The following is a 17402-nucleotide window of genomic DNA, read 5'->3' on the forward strand; positions in this document are numbered from 1 at the left end:
ATGCCTAAAGCGCCCGCGCGCGAAAAGGTGCTGAAGAAGAAGGCTTGCGCTTTTTGCAAGGAAGCCAAGTCCGGCACCGTCAATATCGATTACAAAGACACCACGCTGCTGCGTAAGTACGTCAGTGATCGCGGCAAGATCCGCGCTCGCCGGGTCACCGGTAACTGCGTGCAGCACCAGCGCGATGTCGCCGTTGCCGTCAAGAACAGCCGTGAGGTGGCCCTGCTGCCTTACGTCTCCACGGCTCGCTGAGAAAGGGAAGCATCGCAATGAAGCTCATTCTTACTGCTGATGTGGACAACCTCGGTGCGCCCGGTGACACGGTCGAGGTCAAGGACGGCTACGGCCGTAACTTCCTGCTGCCCCGCGGCCTGGCCATCGCGGCCAGCCGTGGCGCCGAGAAGCAGGTTGCCGGCATCCGCCGGGCGCAGGACGCCCGTAAGGTCCGCGACCTGGATCACGCCAACGAGCTGAAGCAGGCCATCGAAGGCCTGGAGTCGGTCTCGCTGAGCGTGAAGACTGCCGGCACCGGCAAGCTCTTCGGTTCGGTGACCCAGGCGGATGTCGCCGCGGCCATCAAGACCGCGGGCGGCCCCGTTGTCGACAAGCGCAGCATCGAGCTGCCGAAGTCGCACATCAAGACCGTTGGCAAGCACGGCGTCGTGGTGCACCTGCACCCCGATGTGGTTGCCAAGTTCGACCTGCAGGTCGCGGCCAACTGATTTCAGTTCGAAGACCACCCTCGTGTTCGCGCGAGGGTGGTCTTCGGCTGCGCGGCGCCGGTGGAATTCATCGATAGCCGCGTGTTTGCCATTCCCCGAGGGTGACGCCCGGGTGTATCCGTGGCGAATTTCTGACCCCGGCTCTACCACCGGTTATTCGGCCTGTGGATTACTAGGAAAGCGACCGATCGCAATGTGAGGCGCGGCAGCCTTCTCCACATCCGCCGTTTACCCAACACGCCCGGTTGTTCATCTCGACCGACACGCCGTTACTTTGTTAATCCACACGCCGATAGATCGGGAAATCCCTGTCCATCTGCACGTTTCTGCGGTGTGACCTGGGTTTTCCCCAAGTAGTCCACAGCGGCTGCACACGGCTGGGTGAACACTCCCCAAGTTATCCACAGTTGTGTACACAGGGCGGTTTGGCGACCCGCCGCGCGGTCGCCTAGGTTCATCCCAGCACCGGGAACGAAGATCGGGTTCGACCGTGCCGCAACGGTTTGCTGGCGTCCCACCCAAGGGTGTCGGCGAAAGTGCCTGGTGGCGTGGGTCGCCCGGCGAACGTGTCGGTACCCGGGAGTAGAACAACTCATCGATAGTGTGATCCCGGTCGAGGGGACGAGAGGACGGTCGAGTCTGGTGGCAGTCGTCGATGACCGCGGGCACACCTCGGAGTTCCCGCCCGAACCCCCCGGCGAGGATTTCGGTCGCCAGCCCCCGCACGACATGGCGGCCGAACAGTCCGTTCTCGGCGGCATGCTGCTGTCCAAGGACGCCATCGCCGACGTCGTCGAGGTGCTGCGCCCCGGAGATTTCTACCGCCCCGCGCACCAAGCCATCTACGACACCATCCTCGATCTCTACGGCCGCGGCGAACCCGCCGACCCGGTTACCGTCTCGGCCGGTCTCGACCGCCGCGGCGAGCTCAAACGCATCGGCGGCCCGCCCTACCTGGTCACCCTCACCCAGACCGTCCCCACCGCCGCCAATGCCGGCTTCTACGCCGAAATCGTGTCCGAGAAGTCGATCCTGCGCCGCCTCGTCGAGGCCGGCACCCGCATCGTCCAATACGGCTACGCCGGCGCCGACGGCCAGGACATCGCCGAAGTCGTCGACCGCGCCCAAGCCGAGGTCTACGAGGTCACCGAACGCCGAACCACCGAAGACTTCGTGCCCCTGGAAGAACTCCTCCAGCCCACGATGGACGAAATCGACTCCATCGCCTCCCGCGGCGGCATCTCCCTCGGCGTCCCCACCGGCTTCACCGAACTCGACGAAATCACCAACGGCCTGCACCCCGGCCAGATGATCATCGTCGCGGCCCGACCCGGTGTCGGTAAGGCCCTGGCACTCGATACCCCCCTGCCGACACCCACCGGCTGGACCACGATGGGCGAGGTCCGCGTCGGCGACGAACTCCTCGACGCGCACGGCCGCCCCACCCGCGTCCTCGCCGCCACCGAGGTCCTCAGCGGCCGTCCATGCTACGAGGTCGAATTCTCCGACGGGACCGTGCTTGTCGCCGATGAGCAGCATCAATGGCTCACGGAGACACGGAGCTCCCGGCGCTCGGCGCAACAAGCCGCGACGGGGTACAAGCGCTACCGCAACCAGCGCACGTTCGCGGAAGTTCGTACCACCGGGGAGATCGCGCGGACAGTACGGTGCGATACCGCTGACCGCAGGCTGAACCATTCGGTCACCAACACGAAACCGCTGAAGCTGCCTGCCCGCTCGTTCTTGATCCCGCCGTACACCCTCGGCGCCTGGCTCGGCGACGGGACTTCGGCGGCCGCACAGATAACCTCGGCGGACCCCGAGATCATTGCCCGCATCGAGGCGGAGGGAATCGTCGCGGTTCCCTCGCAGTCCGCGGCACTGCGCTATTACTTGCAGCTGCCCGCCGACGAGCCCGTCGAAGCGCGTGAATGCGTAGTGTGCGGTACGGAATTCGTCCCGTTCACCAGCGAGGTTCGCACCTGCGGCAGGTCCTGCGGCGGCAAAGCGCGATTCCTTTCGGCGCCTGTCCCCGCGCCGACTTGCCCGGCTTGCGGTGGGCCGTCGATCGGGCTCCGGCTATGCCAGTCGTGCCGGAACAGTGTCGGCAGTGTCCAGGCCCGGCTGCGGACAATCGGGGTCCTAAACAACAAGCACATCCCCACGAAGTATCTGCGATCGTCGGAAGCGCAGCGTCGTGCGCTGCTAGCGGGTCTGCTCGACACCGACGGCACTGTGACACACGGCGGGTCAGTCCAGTTCGCGGTGACTGACAAGCGGCTCTTCCAGGATGTTTGCGAATTGATCGTCAGCCTGGGGTATCGCTGCGGCGTCTCGACCAAACGCGTCCGGGGACGCTCCGAGAACTCTTCGACCGCGTACACCGTCACCTTCGCGACGGATGATGAAGTATTCGGCCTGTACCGAAAGGCGCTGCTGCACAAGGAACGCCGAGCCAGCAAGAACACAGCGCGTTCCGGGTCTCGGTATATCGTCGACGTCCGCAAGATCGACACCGTGCCCGTTCGCTGCGTCGAGGTCGACAACGATGACCACCTGTACCTGGCAGGCCGCTCGATGGTCCCGACCCACAACTCCACGCTCGGCATGGACTTCATGCGCAGCTGCTCCATCAAGCACGGTCTTGCCAGCGTTATTTTCTCCTTGGAGATGAGCCGCACCGAAATCGTCATGCGCCTGCTTTCCGCCGAGGCGAAAATCAAACTCGGTGATATGCGTTCCGGGCGAATGAGTGATGACGACTGGACGAAACTGGCTCGCCGGATGAGCGAGATCAGTGAAGCGCCATTGTTCGTCGATGATTCACCGAACCTGACGATGATGGAGATCCGGGCGAAGGCGCGGCGGCTGAAGCAGCGGCATGACCTGAAGCTTGTTGTTGTGGACTACCTCCAGCTGATGTCGTCCGGTAAGAAAGTCGAGTCTCGGCAGCAGGAAGTCTCGGAATTCTCGCGACACCTGAAGCTGCTGGCGAAGGAACTCGAAGTTCCGGTTATCGCGATCTCCCAGCTGAACCGTGGTCCGGAACAGCGAACCGACAAGCGGCCCATGGTCTCCGACCTTCGCGAGTCCGGCTCGCTGGAACAGGACGCGGATATGGTCATCCTGCTGCACCGTCCGGACGCCTTCGAACGCGACGACCCCCGTGGCGGCGAGGCCGACCTGATCCTCGGCAAGCACCGTAACGGTCCCACCGCCACGATTACTGTTGCGCACCAGCTGCATTTGAGCCGGTTCGTGGATATGGCCCGCGGCTGATCGTTGCTGCTGTCGCGTCGCTCTGCTTGCGGACGCTGTCGCAGGAGGGTGCCCGTGATCTCGGAACGCACGAGCACGCCGATGTGACCCTGGATTGCATCGCGATGGGCCGCAGCATGCCCGCGTGGGAGGCCGGTGATCACGGCGCGATTCGAAAGACGTTGGCCACCAGCGTCGATCGCCTCGCCAACGCCGGAGCCGAATTCTTCGTCTGCCCCGACAACACCGCGCATATGGCGCTGGAGTCCGACGGTGATGACCTGGCTCTGCCGGGTCTGCACATCGCTGAGATCCCGGACTCCGACGAGCGCCGCCTGATCGACGACATCATCTTCACCGAACTGTGCGAAGGAGTGTTCACGGCCGCATCCCGGCAGCGCTACCTCGATATCATCAACCGGCTGCAGGGTCTGGGCTGTGACGCTGTCGCCTTGGTTTGTACCGAGATCCCGCTGTTGGTGACGCCGGACGTATCCCCTTTGCCCACACTGGATTCCACTCGCCTGGTTGCTGCGGCCGCCCACCAGGTCGCCAACGGGGCGCGCCCGTTTCCGACCTGGTATGGCGGCGCTATCGACTGAGGTCGCTGTCCGCCAACGATTTCGACACGCCATGACACGCCGCCCAACTCCCCTACAGCTGTTGTCCGCCGCTCCCTACGAAGGCGTGCAGGCCGCGGCGATGGAGACGCTGTTCTCGTACAGGTGGTGCCGGGTGATGCGGCCGTTCTCGACGGTTAGGCGCAGTGCGAAGGGGCCCTGGAAGGGCTTGCCGGTGGCGCGGACTGTGCCGGAGAGGTGACCGAAGAGGACGGCGTCTGTGCCGTCGACGAGGACGGTGTCGATGGCGGCCTGGGCGTCTTCCGGGACGATGTGGGCCATCAGTTCGTCGAATTGGGCGGCGCATTCGGCGGCGGTGCGGCGCGGTCTGATCCACGGGACGCCGGGGTTCTCGGCGAGTTGCCAGTCGACCTCGTCGGCGAACAAGGTGGTGAGTTTCGCGGTGTCGGCGTTGGCGCGGGCGGCGAGAAAGGCGTTGACGGTGGTTCGGGTGGCTTCTGCGGTGGTGCCGGTCATGTGTCCCTCCTACGGGCATCGCACGATTGCTGGCCCGCACGACATTTGCATGTCGGCGGGCCTCGCGTCGATTACCTCGGAGGTAAGGGCGGCTGCTCGATCACCGCGCCGGTGGGCAGTCTCAGCTGTGCAGCGGGAAGTTGGCGCGGATGACGTTGTGCGGGTCGCGGGCGGTTTTGATCTGCTGTAGCCGCGCCAGGGTTTCCGGGTCGAAGGCCGCTGACGCCGACTCGCCGCCGGCGAGGAAGGTGTAGGGCTTGGATCCGGTGATGTGCGGGCCGAGGGCGTCGAGGATATCGGCGAACCGGGTCCGGATGTCGCCGAGCAGATGCGGAAGGCCGAGGCCCAGCAGGTAAAGCGCGTACGGCTCGGTGACGGGGCCGCGGGCGCCACCTTCGGGGCGGGATTCGGCGAGAGCGCCGCCGAGGCCGCGGAGCTGGATGTTGAGCAGCGGCGCGACCGGGGCCTCGATGAGGGTTTTGAGCACTGCGTCATCGAGATCGGTGAGCAGTTCGCCGCGGGACAGCGACGGGCTCGGGTCGGTGGGTTCCGCGGTGATCTGGCCGATCTGGGCCGGGGTCAGCGCGCCTCGGGTGTCGGCGAGGATGCCCTCGATGCTGTCGAGACGGGCGGTCAGCGCACGGCCCTCTTCCGGCTCGCCGAGGTAGGCGAAGTCGATGGCGACCGTCGGTGCGGCGCCGGGGATCTGGTAGCGCTGCAACCAGACCGACAGTTCCCGGGGTGCGTCGGCGGTGAGCTCGGTGAAGAGGTCGAATGCCTCGCGGGTGCGGTCGGCGGACCACATGACGCGGCCGCCGTACAGACGCGGCAGCGGGAACAGGTCGAACTCGATCTCGGTGACGATCGCGAAATCGCCGCCGCCGCCGCGCAGTGCCCAGAACAGCTCCGGATCGGAGTCGGCGGTGATCCGGCCGCGCCGGCCGTCGGCGTCGACGATCTCGAAAGCGCGCACCGCGTCCGCGGCCCAGCCGTATTTGCGTGCGAACCAGCCGAATCCGCCGCCGAGGGTGTATCCGGTGACGCCGACTACGGGATTGCTACCGGCTAGCCCGGTCAGCCCGTGTGCGGCGGCCGCAGTCTGCACGGCGCCCCATTGCACGCCGGTGCCGACTCGGGCCACCCGTCGCTCGGCATCGATCTCGAGGCGGGCCAGAGCGCTGGTGTGGATGAGGATCGCTTCGTCGATACCGCCGGTCGCGCCGTGGCCCGTCGTCTGTGTCACCACTTGCCGGCCCGCGTTGCTCGCGTATTTCAGCACGTCCGCGGCATCCTGGGCGTCGGCTACCGCGACGACGGCCGAAACCGGCTGTGCCACCGCCAGATTCCACGGCTGCACCGCCTGCTCGAATCCCGTGTCGCCCGGCAGCAGAACGCTCCCACGGACCACGCTGCGCAGATCCTCGATACCCATTGCTCTGTCCTCGCTTGTTGCTGTGGCGTTGTAGGTTGCTGCATGGTTGACGATGCAGGGCAGGAAAGTGTGACATACGGGCGAAACCGGACACCCGGTGCCGAATCCTCGTCAACCGCGAAGCCCCTTCCCTAGCCATCCGATAGCTGCCGATTGTGCGGCGATCACGATGCCATCCACAGATTGGATGACTTCAAAACTGATCGCGCACAATGACTATCGCTGAACTGGGCATTCGACGGCCGACCCTTCCAGTTGGTAGCTAAACCGTCCACCCTTTACGATTCGCACTGGGAGTTGCTGCGTGTTGTGAGGTGGCCGCCGAAGGGCGGTCATCGGATGAATGAGAAACGGGTTATGGGGTCGGGGACGAAGTTGCGCCGTGAGCAAATGAGCGGCGTTCCGCCAGAGCCCACGGCGGCCAACGCACCCTGCTGCTCGAATCCATTGCCGCACAGCCACAAACACCCTTCGGGCCAGACTGCGATTCCCGGTTCGGCCGAGGGGGAACCTTTGTCCACATGGACCACTAATGGTTGACGCGGATACGCACAGGTTCGTGTTGTCTACACCGCCGGTTGTCTACTCCGCCGGCACAGCCCCGAACACTTCGTTGATCAGGCGCTGGGTTGCGGCCTGGAACTCGCCCGCCAGGGACAGGTCGGCGTCGTCGACGTAGTTCAGGGTGGCGGTCATGGTTTTGCGGCCGTCGCGGGTGGCGTACATCAGGGCGCCGTGGCCGCCGTGGCCACCGTTGTGGGTGATGACGGTGCCGCTGGCGGTTTCCTGGACGAATACGCCCAGGCCGTACGGGATCTTGGCGTGCGGGGTGAACATTTCCTCGAGCAGCGCCGGCGGCACCAGCTTGCCGCCCACCAGTGCGGAGACGAAGGTGTGCAGGTCCGCGGTGGTCGAGATCATGTCGCCGCCGCCGGAAATCCAGGACGGGTTCTGGCTGGTGACATCGACGATCTGCTCGATACCCGCGGCGTCGGTGTAGCGGTAGAAGGCGTGGGCGTGCGGCTCCGGGATCTCCGTGGCGGTCTCCGGGACCACGGTGCCCGCGAGTCCGAGGGGGCCCAGGATCAGCCGCCGCATCTCCTGCGCCAGCGATCGGCCGCTGACCTGCTCGACGAGCAGGCGAGCCAGCACGTAGTTGGTGTTGGCGTAGCTCCAATCCGTGCCCGGCTCGAAGCGGGCGGGCTTGGACAAGGCGAAGCGGACCAGTTCCTGCGGCTGGTAGGTCTTGAAGCGGTTGTCCACCCAGGCCTGACCCGACCAGTCGATCCCCGGCGCGGTCGTGCCGTCCTCGAAGACCTCGCCGGTGAAGTTGAAGACACCGCTGGTGTGCTGCAACACCATCCGCACCGTGATCCGGGGATCGAGCTCGAACTCGGGCAGGTATTCGACGATCGGGGTATCCAGGACGATCTTGCCTTCGGCCACCAGCTGCAGCACCACCGTCGCGATGAAAGTTTTGGTGTTGCTGCCGATCCGGATGTGCCCGTCGACCGGCGGCACGTCAGGCTTGCCGAGCTCGGCGACACCGGCGCTGCCGGCCCACTCGCCGAGTTCGTCGTTGATCCGCAGCGACAATCCGGTGAAGCCGGTGCCGACGAGCTCCTCGATGGTCTGCTGCAGTTCCGGGCCGTTCTGGGTGGTGACGGTGCTGTCCTGGGCGTTCATGGTGGTTGCTCCTCGACTGTGTTCCGATCTCGTTCTGCGAGAAACATCCACCCTGACCCCGGGTCAACCTCAACAGTGATCTGGCTCACACAGCTGTCACAACCTCTGGGCATCCGGTGTCTTCATGCCCGAACGCCTGAAACAGAGGAGAGACACCATGAGCGGCAAGATCGATGTGGTTGTGATCGGCGGCGGGTACGCCGGAGTCATGGCGGCCAACCGCCTCACCCAGCGCGACGACGTGACCGTGACGCTGATCAACCCGCGGGCGACCTTCGTCGAGCGAATCCGGTTGCACCAGTTGGTGAGTGGAACGCACAGCGCGGTCGCCGAGTACAGCAAGGTGCTGAACGAGCGGGTGCGGCTGGTGGTCGACACCGTCACGCGGATCGATGCGGCCGGACGCTCGGTGACATTGCAGGACGGCGGCACGCTCGGCTACGACTACCTGGTCTACGCGGTCGGCAGCGGCACTGCCGATCCGGGCGTGCCCGGTGCGGCCGAATTCGCTTACCCACTGGGTAGTTTCGAGCAGGCCGAGCGTTTGCGCACGGCACTGGACGCCGCACCGGCGCAGGCCGCGGTGACCGTGGTCGGGGCCGGGCCGTCCGGTATCGAGACGGCCGCGGAGCTGGCCGAGCAGGGCCGCACGGTGACGCTGGTGTGTGGCGGAGTGCTCGGGCCCTACCTGCACCCGCGCGGCCGGCGCACGATCGCCAAGCGGATGGCCAAGCTCGGGGTGACCGTGCTCGAAGGCGGCGGCGCGAAGGTGACCGGCGTGACGCGCGCTGCCGTGCGGCTGGCCGACGGCCGTGAACTGCCGAGCGCGGTGACCATCTGGACCGCGGGCTTCGGCGTGCCGGACCTGGCGCAGCGCAGCGGCCTGAGCACCGACGCGGCGGGCCGTCTGCGCACAGACGAGACGCTGACCAGCATCGACGACGAGCGCATCATCGCCGCCGGCGATTCGGCGGCGCCCTCGGATCTGCCGTTCCGGATGGGCTGCCAGTCCGCGGTGCAGACCGGACCGCAGGCCGCCGAGACAGTGCTGAGCCGGATCGCGGGCGACGAGCCGTCGACCATCGACGTCGGTTTCGCGGGGCAGTGCATCAGCCTGGGCCGGCGGGCGGGCATCTTCCAGTTCTCGTCCAAGGACGACCAGGCGAACAAGCACTACCTCGGCGGTCGTCCCGGCGCGCTGCTGAAGGAGACGGTCTGCTGGAGCACCGTCTGGCAGCTGAGCTACGAGGCCCGCAAGCCCGGTGCGCGCACCTGGTGGTCGAAGGACGAGAAGCGGCAGGAGCTGCTGCAGGCCGCGCGCGCCGAAGCGCCGGTCACCCGCTGAATCCGAGCATCGTGAATCGAGGAAAAGCCATGTCCGAGAACATCTCCGTGGTTGTGATCGGCGGCGGATACGCCGGCGTCCTGGCCGCCAACCGCCTCACCCAGCGCGACAACGTCGCCGTGACGCTGATCAACCCGCGCTCGGATTTCGTCGAGCGCATCCGGCTGCACCAGCTGGTGGGCGGGTCCGACGACGCGGTCGTCGACTTCAAAGATTTACTGTCCGAACGCATTCGACTGGTCGTCGACACCGTGACCGACATCGACGCGGCGGGCCGCACCGTGACGCTGGCGACCGGCGACACCCTGCGCTACGACTACCTGATCTACGCGGTCGGCAGCGGCAGCGCCGACCCACAGGTGCCGGGGGCGGCCGAATTCGCCTACCCCATAGCCAGTTTCGAGGAGGCGCAGCGCTTGCGTCCGGCCGTCGAAGCCTTGTCGGCCGCGGGCGTGGTGACCGTGGTCGGATCCGGCCCCACCGGCATCGAGACCGCCGCCGAATTGGCCGAACAGGGGCGCCAGGTGACCCTGGTGTGCGGCACCATCCTCGGCCCCTACCTGCACCCGCGCGGCCGCCGCTCGGTCACCAAACGGCTGACCGCACTCGGAGTACGAATCCTGGAAGGCTCCGACGCGAAGGTGACCGCCGTGACCCGCGATTCGGTGCGACTCGGCGACGGCCGCGCACTGCCGAGCGCGCTGACCATCTGGACCGCCGGCTTCGGCGTGCCGGATCTGGCGCGGCGCAGCGGCCTGAGCACCGACACCCTGGGACGTCTGCTCACCGACGAAACCCTGACCAGCCTCGACGACGAGCGCATCCTCGCGGCGGGTGATTCGGCGGCACCCTCGAACCTGCCGTTCCGGATGAGCTGCCAGGCCGCCACGCGAATCGGCGCGCACGCCGCCGACACCGTGCTGCACCGCATCGCGAACGAGCAACCCGCACCCATCAACCTGGGCTTCATCGGCCAGTGCATCAGCCTGGGCCGCCGCGCCGGCATCTTCCAGTTCTCGTCCAAGGACGACACCGCGAAGCGCTGGTACCTCGGCGGCGGCGTGGCCGCGAAGGTCAGAGGCAACCAAACCCGGCTCGCTGACCTGGGTCAAGGACGACAACCGTCGTCGGCTGGTGCAGGCCAACGGTTCCCCGGCAGCCCGGGTTGAGCAGGGCGTAGCACACAATCCGTAACACCCGCGTGTCCTGAGACGACAGCATCCGTGACACATGGCCCGTCGGGGGGCCTGTCCATTTCTTCTTGTCGCTTCATGAAATTGGGGATCAGGACATGGCTCTTCGCGAGTTCTTTGCGCGCCACCGCATCGGTGTGGGCGTTGCCGCACCAGCAGTGCTCGGCGTGACGGCATTGGTTGCCGCCTCGTTCGCGCTGACATCCACACCGGAGACCCGGGATACGCGGCTGACCAGCTCGGTTACCGAGTGCCACGACATGGTGACCATCTCGGTCGCCGGTCGTAACGACACTCCGAATCCGCAGACCACCGCGATGCTGCTCGACGCCAACGGCAACCCGTTGCCGGCCGCGCTGTCGGGCGACCACCGCAGTGAGTGGGTGGATCCGGTGGTCAACGCACCGGCCGGACAAGTCGACCCGGGCTCGTATCGCGCGGTGTATGTCGCGTATCCGGCGAACATGTCCAGCTATGAGGACTCGGTGAACGCCGGTGTAGCGAACACCAAGCAAGTCATGCGGGAGATCGCCCAGGCGTGCCCCGACACCCGCTTCTCCATCGTCGGTTACAGCGAGGGCGCGGATGTCGTGCGCCGGGTCGCGATGGAGGTCGGCAACCAGGAGGCCGACAAGGACGGCAAGTACGGGATCGTCAACCCGGACGACGTGGTCGGCGTGGTCATCCTGGCCGACCCGGGCCGCTCGGCCGGCGACGGCACCTTCATCGGCGCCAAGGATCCGAACAACCCGGACAACTTCGACCAGAAGTACAACGGCAAGCCGATCTCGGGCCAGGGCGTCATGCAAGGCACCGGCGGCGGCTTCGGCAAGCTGAACGGCAAAATCGCCTCGTTCTGTTCCGAGGGTGACCTGACTTGTGCCGCACCGCAGAACATTTCGCTGCTGCAGCTGGCCGCCAACGTCGGTCGGCAGATCAATGTGGACAACCTGGAACGGGACGGGCTGACCCCGGCGACCGGCCAGAATGTCGCCGAGGTGCTGGGCCGGATCGCGATGACGGCGTTCGCCGATATCGCGGCGCAGCCGAACTGGATGGCGAGCGACGAGACGTTCCTGACTGTGCTGCTGCGGGTTTCGGATCCGGCCTACAAGCCGGGGACGCACACCCCCAAGGCGACACCGGTGAAGTCGGAGATCTCGACCGACGAGATGTCGCCGCTGGCTTACCTGCCGCAGAAGGTGCTCAACGAGATCATCGGCCTGATCGTGACCAACCAGAACACGATCCCCGTCGTCATGAGCGACCCGTACAAGCTCACCCTCGGCCCGAACCACACCGGTCATCACTTCGACTACTGGAAGAACGCTGATCCGCAGAACGGCAAGCCGCTGACCTCCGCCGAGTACGCGGCCGCGTGGCTGACGCACCTGGCGAAGCAGGCGCAGGCCGGTGAGCCGGTGGACAAGACGGCCACGCCGAAGACCGAGGACGTCCAGGCGATGTACAAGGCGGTCGACGAGTCGAAGGCGCCGAAGACCACCACCCCGGCGGCGACCTCGACCAGCACCACGACGACGACCACGAAGTCCGATGCGGCCGTAGCGTCGACGACCCAGGCGCCGACCACCACGTCGTCCGGGACCTCGAGCTCGACCACCGCGCCGAGCTCCACCACCACGGCCCCGACGACCACCGAGGCTCCCAAGCCGACGACCGTCGCGCCGACCACCACCGCGGCGCCGACCACCACGGTCGCGCCCACCACTACGACGACCACGGAATCGGCCGCGCCGACCACCACCGAGTCGAAGTAGCAACCACCGCACGACAACGAACCGGCCGGATGCCTATCCGGCCGGTTCGTTTTGCGTTCGGTGTCACGCGGTGACCGAGCTCATCTCCGGGCCGGTTTCCGCACCCTGGGCGCGCCGCCTCCCGAGCGCGGCCCGATTCCGCGTTGCAATGACCCTGACCTGCGGAAATTGGGGCATGGCGTCAAGTCCCGAAACAGCTACGCTGCGTTGACTTCTGCTTCACGATAGGGACATCGATGCTGGAACGGCTGGAACTGGAGGCGTTTCTGACGCTCGCCGAGGAACTGCACTTCGGCCGCACCGCCGAACGGCTGCATGTGACGACGAGCCGGGTCAGCCAGACCATTCGCCAGCTCGAACGCCGGATCGGCGCACCGCTGTTCGAACGCTCCAGCCGCAGGGTCGTGCTGACGGTCGTCGGCAAGCAGTTGCGGGATGAGCTGCGGCCCGCCTATGACCAGATCGCGGCCGGGGTGGCGGCCGCCAGCAGCGGGAACCTGCTCATCCGGACGCTCACGGTCGGCTTCTCCGCGCCCTGGTGCGGAAACCTGATCATCAAGTCCGCCAAGGTCTTCCGGGACCGCTACCCCGGCAGCGTGGTGACCGTCGAGGAGATCCAGCTGACCGACCCGCTCGGCCGGATGCGTTCTGGCGCAGTCGATTTGCAGCTGACCGAGTTCCCGATCTCGGAACCCGACATCAGCACCGGGCCGATCATCTTCTCCGAACCCCGCAGCCTGATGGTGCCCGCGGACCATCCGTTCGCGAGCCGGGACTCGGTATCGCTGGAGGATCTCGCCGACACCACGCTGATCACCATCAACAGCGAAGCCGTCCCACGCTATTGGATGGACTACTACTTTCCGCGCCGCACCCCGTCCGGCCGCCCGATCCCGCAGGGGCCCGCGGCGGTGTACTGGCCGGAGGTGCTGGTGCATGTCAGCCAGGGGGCCGGCGTCAGCACGGTCTCGGCGGCCGCCGAACAGTTCCACACCCGCCCGGGCATGGCCTTCGTCCCCTTCCGCGACGCCCCGCCGATCGACTACGGCCTGATGTGGCCCACCGCGCATAAGAACCCGCTGGTCCGCCCCTTCATCGAAACCATCAGGGAGCTGGCCGATTCGGCCTGAGCCACGCCGCCGCAGGCCCCCGGAATTCACTGTGTCGGATCATCGGATCTTTGGTTAGGCTGCGGGGTGGATCGCAGAGGAGAAAGCCGATGACCAGGCGTGGATGGGTGCTGTTTCTCGCGATGGGGGCCATCTGGGGTGTCCCGTACGCGATGATCCGGATCGCGGTCGAGGATTTCGATCCGTTCGTGGTGGCGTTCGCGCGCACGCTGATCGGCGGGCTGATCTTGCTGCCGATCGCGCTGTATACGAAAGCGCTGATGCCGGTGCTGCGGCGGTGGAAACCGTTGCTGGCCTACACCCTGGTGGAAATCACCGGGCCCTGGTTCCTGATCGGCTACGCGGAGACCACGCTGAACAGCTCCACCGTGGGGCTGCTGATCGCGGCGGTGCCGTTGATCGCGGTGGTGATGGTGGCCACCATGGGGCACGAAACCTTCGATAGGCGAAGGGTTCTCGGGCTGATCGTCGGCTTCGGCGGGGTCGCCACCCTGGTCGGTCTCGATGTCGATCTGTCCAACCCGGCGGCGATCGGCGCGATCGGACTGACCGCCATCGGTTACGCGCTCGGGCCGATCATCATCACCCGCTCGCTGGCCGATCTGCCGCCGATGGGCGTGGTCACCGCGTCGCTGATCCTGGCCGCGATCATCTACGCGCCGATGGCGGCGCTGCGCTGGCCCGATCACTACCCCGCCGACGCCAGCTGGTCGGTGCTGGGCCTGGCAGTCCTCTGCACATCGCTGGCGTTCCTCGTATTCTTCGCCCTGATCAGCGAAGTCGGCCCGTCCCGCGCCACCGTGATCACCTACATCAACCCGGCCGTCGCGATCCTGCTCGGTGTCACCGCGCTGAACGAACCGCTGACCGCAGGCATGGCCATCGGCTTTCCGCTGGTCATCCTCGGTTCGATTCTCGGCACCGCCCGCTCGCGCGGCGCCGAACCCAAGACCGAAGCCCCGGTGGCGGTCCCGTGTGCCGATGTGCCGGTACCGCCCGGCGCCTATGATGAGCGCCGATGAACGATATCGCCGCGATCGGTGCGGCCTATGACGAAATCGCCGAGCTCTACGACGAACTGGTGCGGCAGCCGCTCTACGGCACACCGTTCGACGACGCGATGCTGGCCGCCTTCGCCGCGCTGGTCGGCTCCGGCGGCGCGGTCGCCGATATCGGTTGCGGTCAGGGCCGCATCGCCGCGCAACTGGCCGAATCGGGCCTGGACGTGCGCGGAATCGACCTCTCCCGACGCCTGCTCGCCATGGCGCGCACCGAATTCCCGCACCTGCGTTTCGACGAAGGCAGCATGGAGGAACTCGACTTCGGTGCTGCCACCCTCGACGGCCTCGTCGCCTGGTATTCGATGATCCATCTGCCGCCCGAGCGGATTCCCGGGGTGTTGGCCGAGTTTCATCGGGTACTCCGAACGGGAGGGCACGCCTTGTTCGCCTTCCAGGCGACGGACGGTTGTGAAGTGGTGGAACCGTTCGATCACAAGGTGATTCGCGCGTACCGCTGGTCGCCGGAACGGCTTGCCGAGCTGTTGCGCGAGAGCGGGTTCGAGGTACTCGCGCGGATGGTCCGGGAACCCGGACCCGGCGAGCGGTTCGAGCAGGCTTACGTGTTGTGCTGCAAGCCACGATAATTCGCCGTACACGAGGCCTACCGGCCGGGTAACTTTGGACTATCGCTCGTCCGACAACGTGGTCGATCCGTCACAAGACTTCACCACTGTCGTCAGGGGGCGACGCTCCATGGAGTTACTCTCACCGATCGATGCCATTTTCCTGCTCGCCGAATCCCGGGAACACCCGATGCACGTGGGCGGCCTGCAACTCTTCGAGGCGCCCGAGGACGCCGGGCCCGATTTCGCCCGGTCCGTCTACGAAAAAGTGCTGGCGCAACAGACGATCAGCCCCACCTTCCGGAAGCGGCCGGCCACCTGGCTCGGAGCACCGCAGCTGGGCTGGTCCGAAGATCCCGACGTCGAACTCGACTATCACGTAAGACGTTCCGCGCTACCCAGCCCCGGCACGTTCGCACAGCTGCTGGATCTGGCCTCCCGACTACACGGGCAGCTGCTGGACCGGCATCGTCCGCTGTGGGAGATCCGCGTGGTCGAAGGGCTGAACGACGGCCGGTTCGCTCTGTACACGAAAATGCACCACGCACTCATCGACGGCGTCGCCGCGCAGCGTCTGATGCAACGCACCCTCACCAGCGATCCAGCCGCGCGCGAAGTCCGTGTGCCCTGGAATCTGCCGAAGCGCCAGCGTGATCCGAAGCCCGAAAGCTCGCGGCTCGGCGACGGTGCACGAAACCTGATGTCCGCCGCCAGCTTCGGCCCCAAGCTCGCGCGCGCCGCCCGCTCGGCGCTGCTGGAGCAGCAGTTGACCCTGCCGTTCGAAGCGCCGCGCACCATGCTCAATGTGCCGATCGGCGGCGCGCGCACCGTCGCGGTGCGGTCCTGGCCGCTGGAGCGGATCAAGCAGGTGAAGAAGGCGAGCGGAAAGACCATCAACGATGTGGTGCTGGCCATGTCCTCCGGTGCGCTGCGCAGCTACCTGCTGGAACGAGACGCGTTGCCGGACAAGCCTTTGATCGCCATGGTGCCGATGAACCTGCGCGGCGAGGACGACACCGACACCAGCGGCAACAAGGTCTGCGCCGCGCTGTGCAACCTGGGCACCGACGTCGTCGACCCGCTGGCCCGGCTGGCGGTGATCAGCGAATCGATGCACGACGTCAAGAACGTCTACCGGCAACTGTCCAGCACCCAGTCGATGGCGCTGTCCGCGCTGACGCTCAGCCCGATCGCGATGTCGCTGCTGCCCGCCCTGGTGCAGCGGACCTCGCCGGCGTTCAACGTTGTCATCTCGAATGTGCCGGGTGCGCGCGAACCGATGTATTTCAACGGCGCGCGGCTCGACGCCAGCTATCCGATGTCGATCCCGTTCGACGGGCAGGCCATGAACATCACCCTGACCACCACCGCCGAGAACCTGGACTTCGGTCTGGTCGGGTGCCGGCGCAGCGTGCCGGATATGCACCGGATTCTGGATCACCTGGAAAACGCACTGTCCGAGCTCGAAGACGCGATCTAGCACCGACACCCGAGAATCGGCTGGCCAGAGCCGCGAACGACTGCCAGGATGGCCTGGTGAGCGGTGATGTGCGGGTGTGTTTCGTCGGGGATTCCTTCGTGGCCGGAGTCGGCGATCCGCTGCTGCTGGGCTGGGCGGGCCGGCTCGGGCAGCGTGCGGTCGCCGACGGTGTCCAGCTCACCGCCTACAACCTGGGGGTGCGCCGCCAGACCTCGGCGGATGTGCTGAGCCGGTTCGGCGCCGAATGCGAGCAGCGACTGCTCGCCGGGACCGATGCGCGCGTGGTGGTGTCGTTCGGGGTGAACGACACCACCCACGAGAACGGCGGGCCGCGGGTCGATCCGGAAGGGTCGGCGGTCAACCTCACGAAACTGCTCGAGCAGGCGGCCGCACAAGCGTGGCAGGTGTTGATGGTCGCGCCGCCGCCGATCAGCGACGCCGAGCAGAACGCGCGGACCGCCGAGCTCGATGAGCGGTTCGCGGAGATCTGCGCGTCGGCCGAGGTGCCGTATATCCAGGTCCATCAGGCACTTCTGGGCAGCGAAGTGTGGATGCGTGAGGTGCGCGACGGGGATGGGGCGCATCCCGGTGCCGCGGGGTATGACGTCCTCGCCGCCCTGGTGTTGCCCCATTGGCGGGAGTGGCTGTCGCGCTAGT

At 66.5% G+C, this 17402-nt stretch carries 15 protein-coding genes; 12 read left to right on the forward strand and 3 right to left on the reverse strand.

Annotated features, from left to right (window positions below):
* From rpsR to IBX22_RS16920, 4 genes are all read left to right on the forward strand, one after another.
* The gene (rpsR, locus tag IBX22_RS16905) at positions 1–252 is read left to right on the forward strand and encodes a 30S ribosomal protein S18 (RefSeq protein ID WP_194816511.1); all 252 of its coding nucleotides are present in this window, start codon (positions 1–3) and stop codon (positions 250–252) included.
* 17 nt (positions 253–269) lie between these two features.
* Positions 270–722 carry a 50S ribosomal protein L9 gene (gene rplI, locus IBX22_RS16910; RefSeq protein WP_194816512.1) on the forward strand — a complete coding sequence of 151 codons (453 nt, stop codon included), beginning with the start codon at positions 270–272 and terminating at the stop codon, positions 720–722.
* 642 nt (positions 723–1364) lie between these two features.
* The gene (dnaB, locus tag IBX22_RS16915) at positions 1365–4001 is read left to right on the forward strand and encodes a replicative DNA helicase (RefSeq protein WP_194816513.1); all 2637 of its coding nucleotides are present in this window, start codon (positions 1365–1367) and stop codon (positions 3999–4001) included.
* A 26-nt stretch (positions 4002–4027) separates the two neighbouring features.
* The gene (locus IBX22_RS16920; protein WP_228538846.1) at positions 4028–4582 is read left to right on the forward strand and encodes an aspartate/glutamate racemase family protein; all 555 of its coding nucleotides are present in this window, start codon (positions 4028–4030) and stop codon (positions 4580–4582) included.
* Between the two features lie 75 nt (positions 4583–4657).
* On the opposite strand, the gene IBX22_RS16925 is transcribed toward IBX22_RS16920, so the two are convergent.
* The 3 genes from IBX22_RS16925 to IBX22_RS16935 all read right to left on the reverse strand — a co-directional run bounded on the left by IBX22_RS16925 (position 4658) and on the right by IBX22_RS16935 (position 8195).
* On the reverse strand, positions 4658–5077 hold the full coding sequence (locus IBX22_RS16925; protein WP_194816514.1) for a nuclear transport factor 2 family protein: 420 nt from the start codon (positions 5075–5077) through the stop codon (positions 4658–4660).
* A gap of 121 nt (positions 5078–5198) precedes the next feature.
* Positions 5199–6509: an FAD-binding oxidoreductase gene (locus tag IBX22_RS16930; protein ID WP_194816515.1), complete on the reverse strand. Its 1311-nt coding sequence runs from the start codon at positions 6507–6509 to the stop codon at positions 5199–5201.
* A gap of 582 nt (positions 6510–7091) precedes the next feature.
* Positions 7092–8195 (reverse strand): serine hydrolase, encoded by a 1104-nt coding sequence (locus IBX22_RS16935; protein ID WP_194816516.1) that lies wholly within the window; start codon positions 8193–8195, stop codon positions 7092–7094.
* Between the two features lie 157 nt (positions 8196–8352).
* Between IBX22_RS16935 and IBX22_RS16940 the strand changes: the two genes are divergently transcribed.
* The 8 genes from IBX22_RS16940 to IBX22_RS16975 all read left to right on the forward strand — a co-directional run bounded on the left by IBX22_RS16940 (position 8353) and on the right by IBX22_RS16975 (position 17401).
* A complete protein-coding gene (locus tag IBX22_RS16940) occupies positions 8353–9540 on the forward strand; it encodes an NAD(P)/FAD-dependent oxidoreductase (RefSeq protein WP_194816517.1) in 1188 nt (395 codons plus the stop codon).
* A 29-nt stretch (positions 9541–9569) separates the two neighbouring features.
* Positions 9570–10709, forward strand: a complete 1140-nt coding sequence (locus IBX22_RS16945) for an FAD-dependent oxidoreductase (protein ID WP_194816518.1) — start codon at positions 9570–9572, stop codon at positions 10707–10709.
* Between the two features lie 122 nt (positions 10710–10831).
* On the forward strand, positions 10832–12511 hold the full coding sequence (locus IBX22_RS16950; RefSeq protein ID WP_194816519.1) for a cutinase family protein: 1680 nt from the start codon (positions 10832–10834) through the stop codon (positions 12509–12511).
* Between the two features lie 236 nt (positions 12512–12747).
* A complete protein-coding gene (locus tag IBX22_RS16955; protein ID WP_194816520.1) occupies positions 12748–13641 on the forward strand; it encodes a LysR family transcriptional regulator in 894 nt (297 codons plus the stop codon).
* A gap of 89 nt (positions 13642–13730) precedes the next feature.
* The gene (locus tag IBX22_RS16960; RefSeq protein ID WP_194816521.1) at positions 13731–14663 is read left to right on the forward strand and encodes a DMT family transporter; all 933 of its coding nucleotides are present in this window, start codon (positions 13731–13733) and stop codon (positions 14661–14663) included.
* Complete coding sequence (locus IBX22_RS16965) at positions 14660–15286, forward strand: class I SAM-dependent methyltransferase (protein ID WP_194816522.1); 627 nt, start codon at positions 14660–14662, stop codon at positions 15284–15286. Before IBX22_RS16960 ends, IBX22_RS16965 begins: the two co-directional genes overlap by 4 nt.
* 109 nt (positions 15287–15395) lie before the next feature.
* Entirely contained in the window at positions 15396–16745 is a 1350-nt protein-coding gene (locus tag IBX22_RS16970) for a wax ester/triacylglycerol synthase family O-acyltransferase (RefSeq protein WP_194816523.1), read from the forward strand.
* A gap of 56 nt (positions 16746–16801) precedes the next feature.
* Positions 16802–17401: a GDSL-type esterase/lipase family protein gene (locus tag IBX22_RS16975; RefSeq protein WP_194816524.1), complete on the forward strand. Its 600-nt coding sequence runs from the start codon at positions 16802–16804 to the stop codon at positions 17399–17401.
* The last annotated feature ends 1 nt before the right edge of the window (position 17402 follow it).

Source organism: Nocardia sp. XZ_19_385 (assembly GCF_015355755.1).
GTDB lineage: Bacteria > Actinomycetota > Actinomycetes > Mycobacteriales > Mycobacteriaceae > Nocardia.

Coding starts and splice junctions, on each gene's coding strand:
- IBX22_RS16965 (WP_194816522.1), top strand. CDS start 14,660: ATGAACGATATCGCCGCGATCGGTGCGGCCTATGACGAAATCGCCGAG.
- IBX22_RS16930 (WP_194816515.1), bottom strand. CDS start 6,509: ATGGGTATCGAGGATCTGCGCAGCGTGGTCCGTGGGAGCGTTCTGCTG.
- IBX22_RS16940 (WP_194816517.1), top strand. CDS start 8,353: ATGAGCGGCAAGATCGATGTGGTTGTGATCGGCGGCGGGTACGCCGGA.
- IBX22_RS16950 (WP_194816519.1), top strand. CDS start 10,832: ATGGCTCTTCGCGAGTTCTTTGCGCGCCACCGCATCGGTGTGGGCGTT.
- IBX22_RS16970 (WP_194816523.1), top strand. CDS start 15,396: ATGGAGTTACTCTCACCGATCGATGCCATTTTCCTGCTCGCCGAATCC.
- IBX22_RS16960 (WP_194816521.1), top strand. CDS start 13,731: ATGACCAGGCGTGGATGGGTGCTGTTTCTCGCGATGGGGGCCATCTGG.
- IBX22_RS16935 (WP_194816516.1), bottom strand. CDS start 8,195: ATGAACGCCCAGGACAGCACCGTCACCACCCAGAACGGCCCGGAACTG.
- rpsR (WP_194816511.1), top strand. CDS start 1: ATGCCTAAAGCGCCCGCGCGCGAAAAGGTGCTGAAGAAGAAGGCTTGC.
- IBX22_RS16925 (WP_194816514.1), bottom strand. CDS start 5,077: ATGACCGGCACCACCGCAGAAGCCACCCGAACCACCGTCAACGCCTTT.
- IBX22_RS16955 (WP_194816520.1), top strand. CDS start 12,748: ATGCTGGAACGGCTGGAACTGGAGGCGTTTCTGACGCTCGCCGAGGAA.
- IBX22_RS16945 (WP_194816518.1), top strand. CDS start 9,570: ATGTCCGAGAACATCTCCGTGGTTGTGATCGGCGGCGGATACGCCGGC.
- rplI (WP_194816512.1), top strand. CDS start 270: ATGAAGCTCATTCTTACTGCTGATGTGGACAACCTCGGTGCGCCCGGT.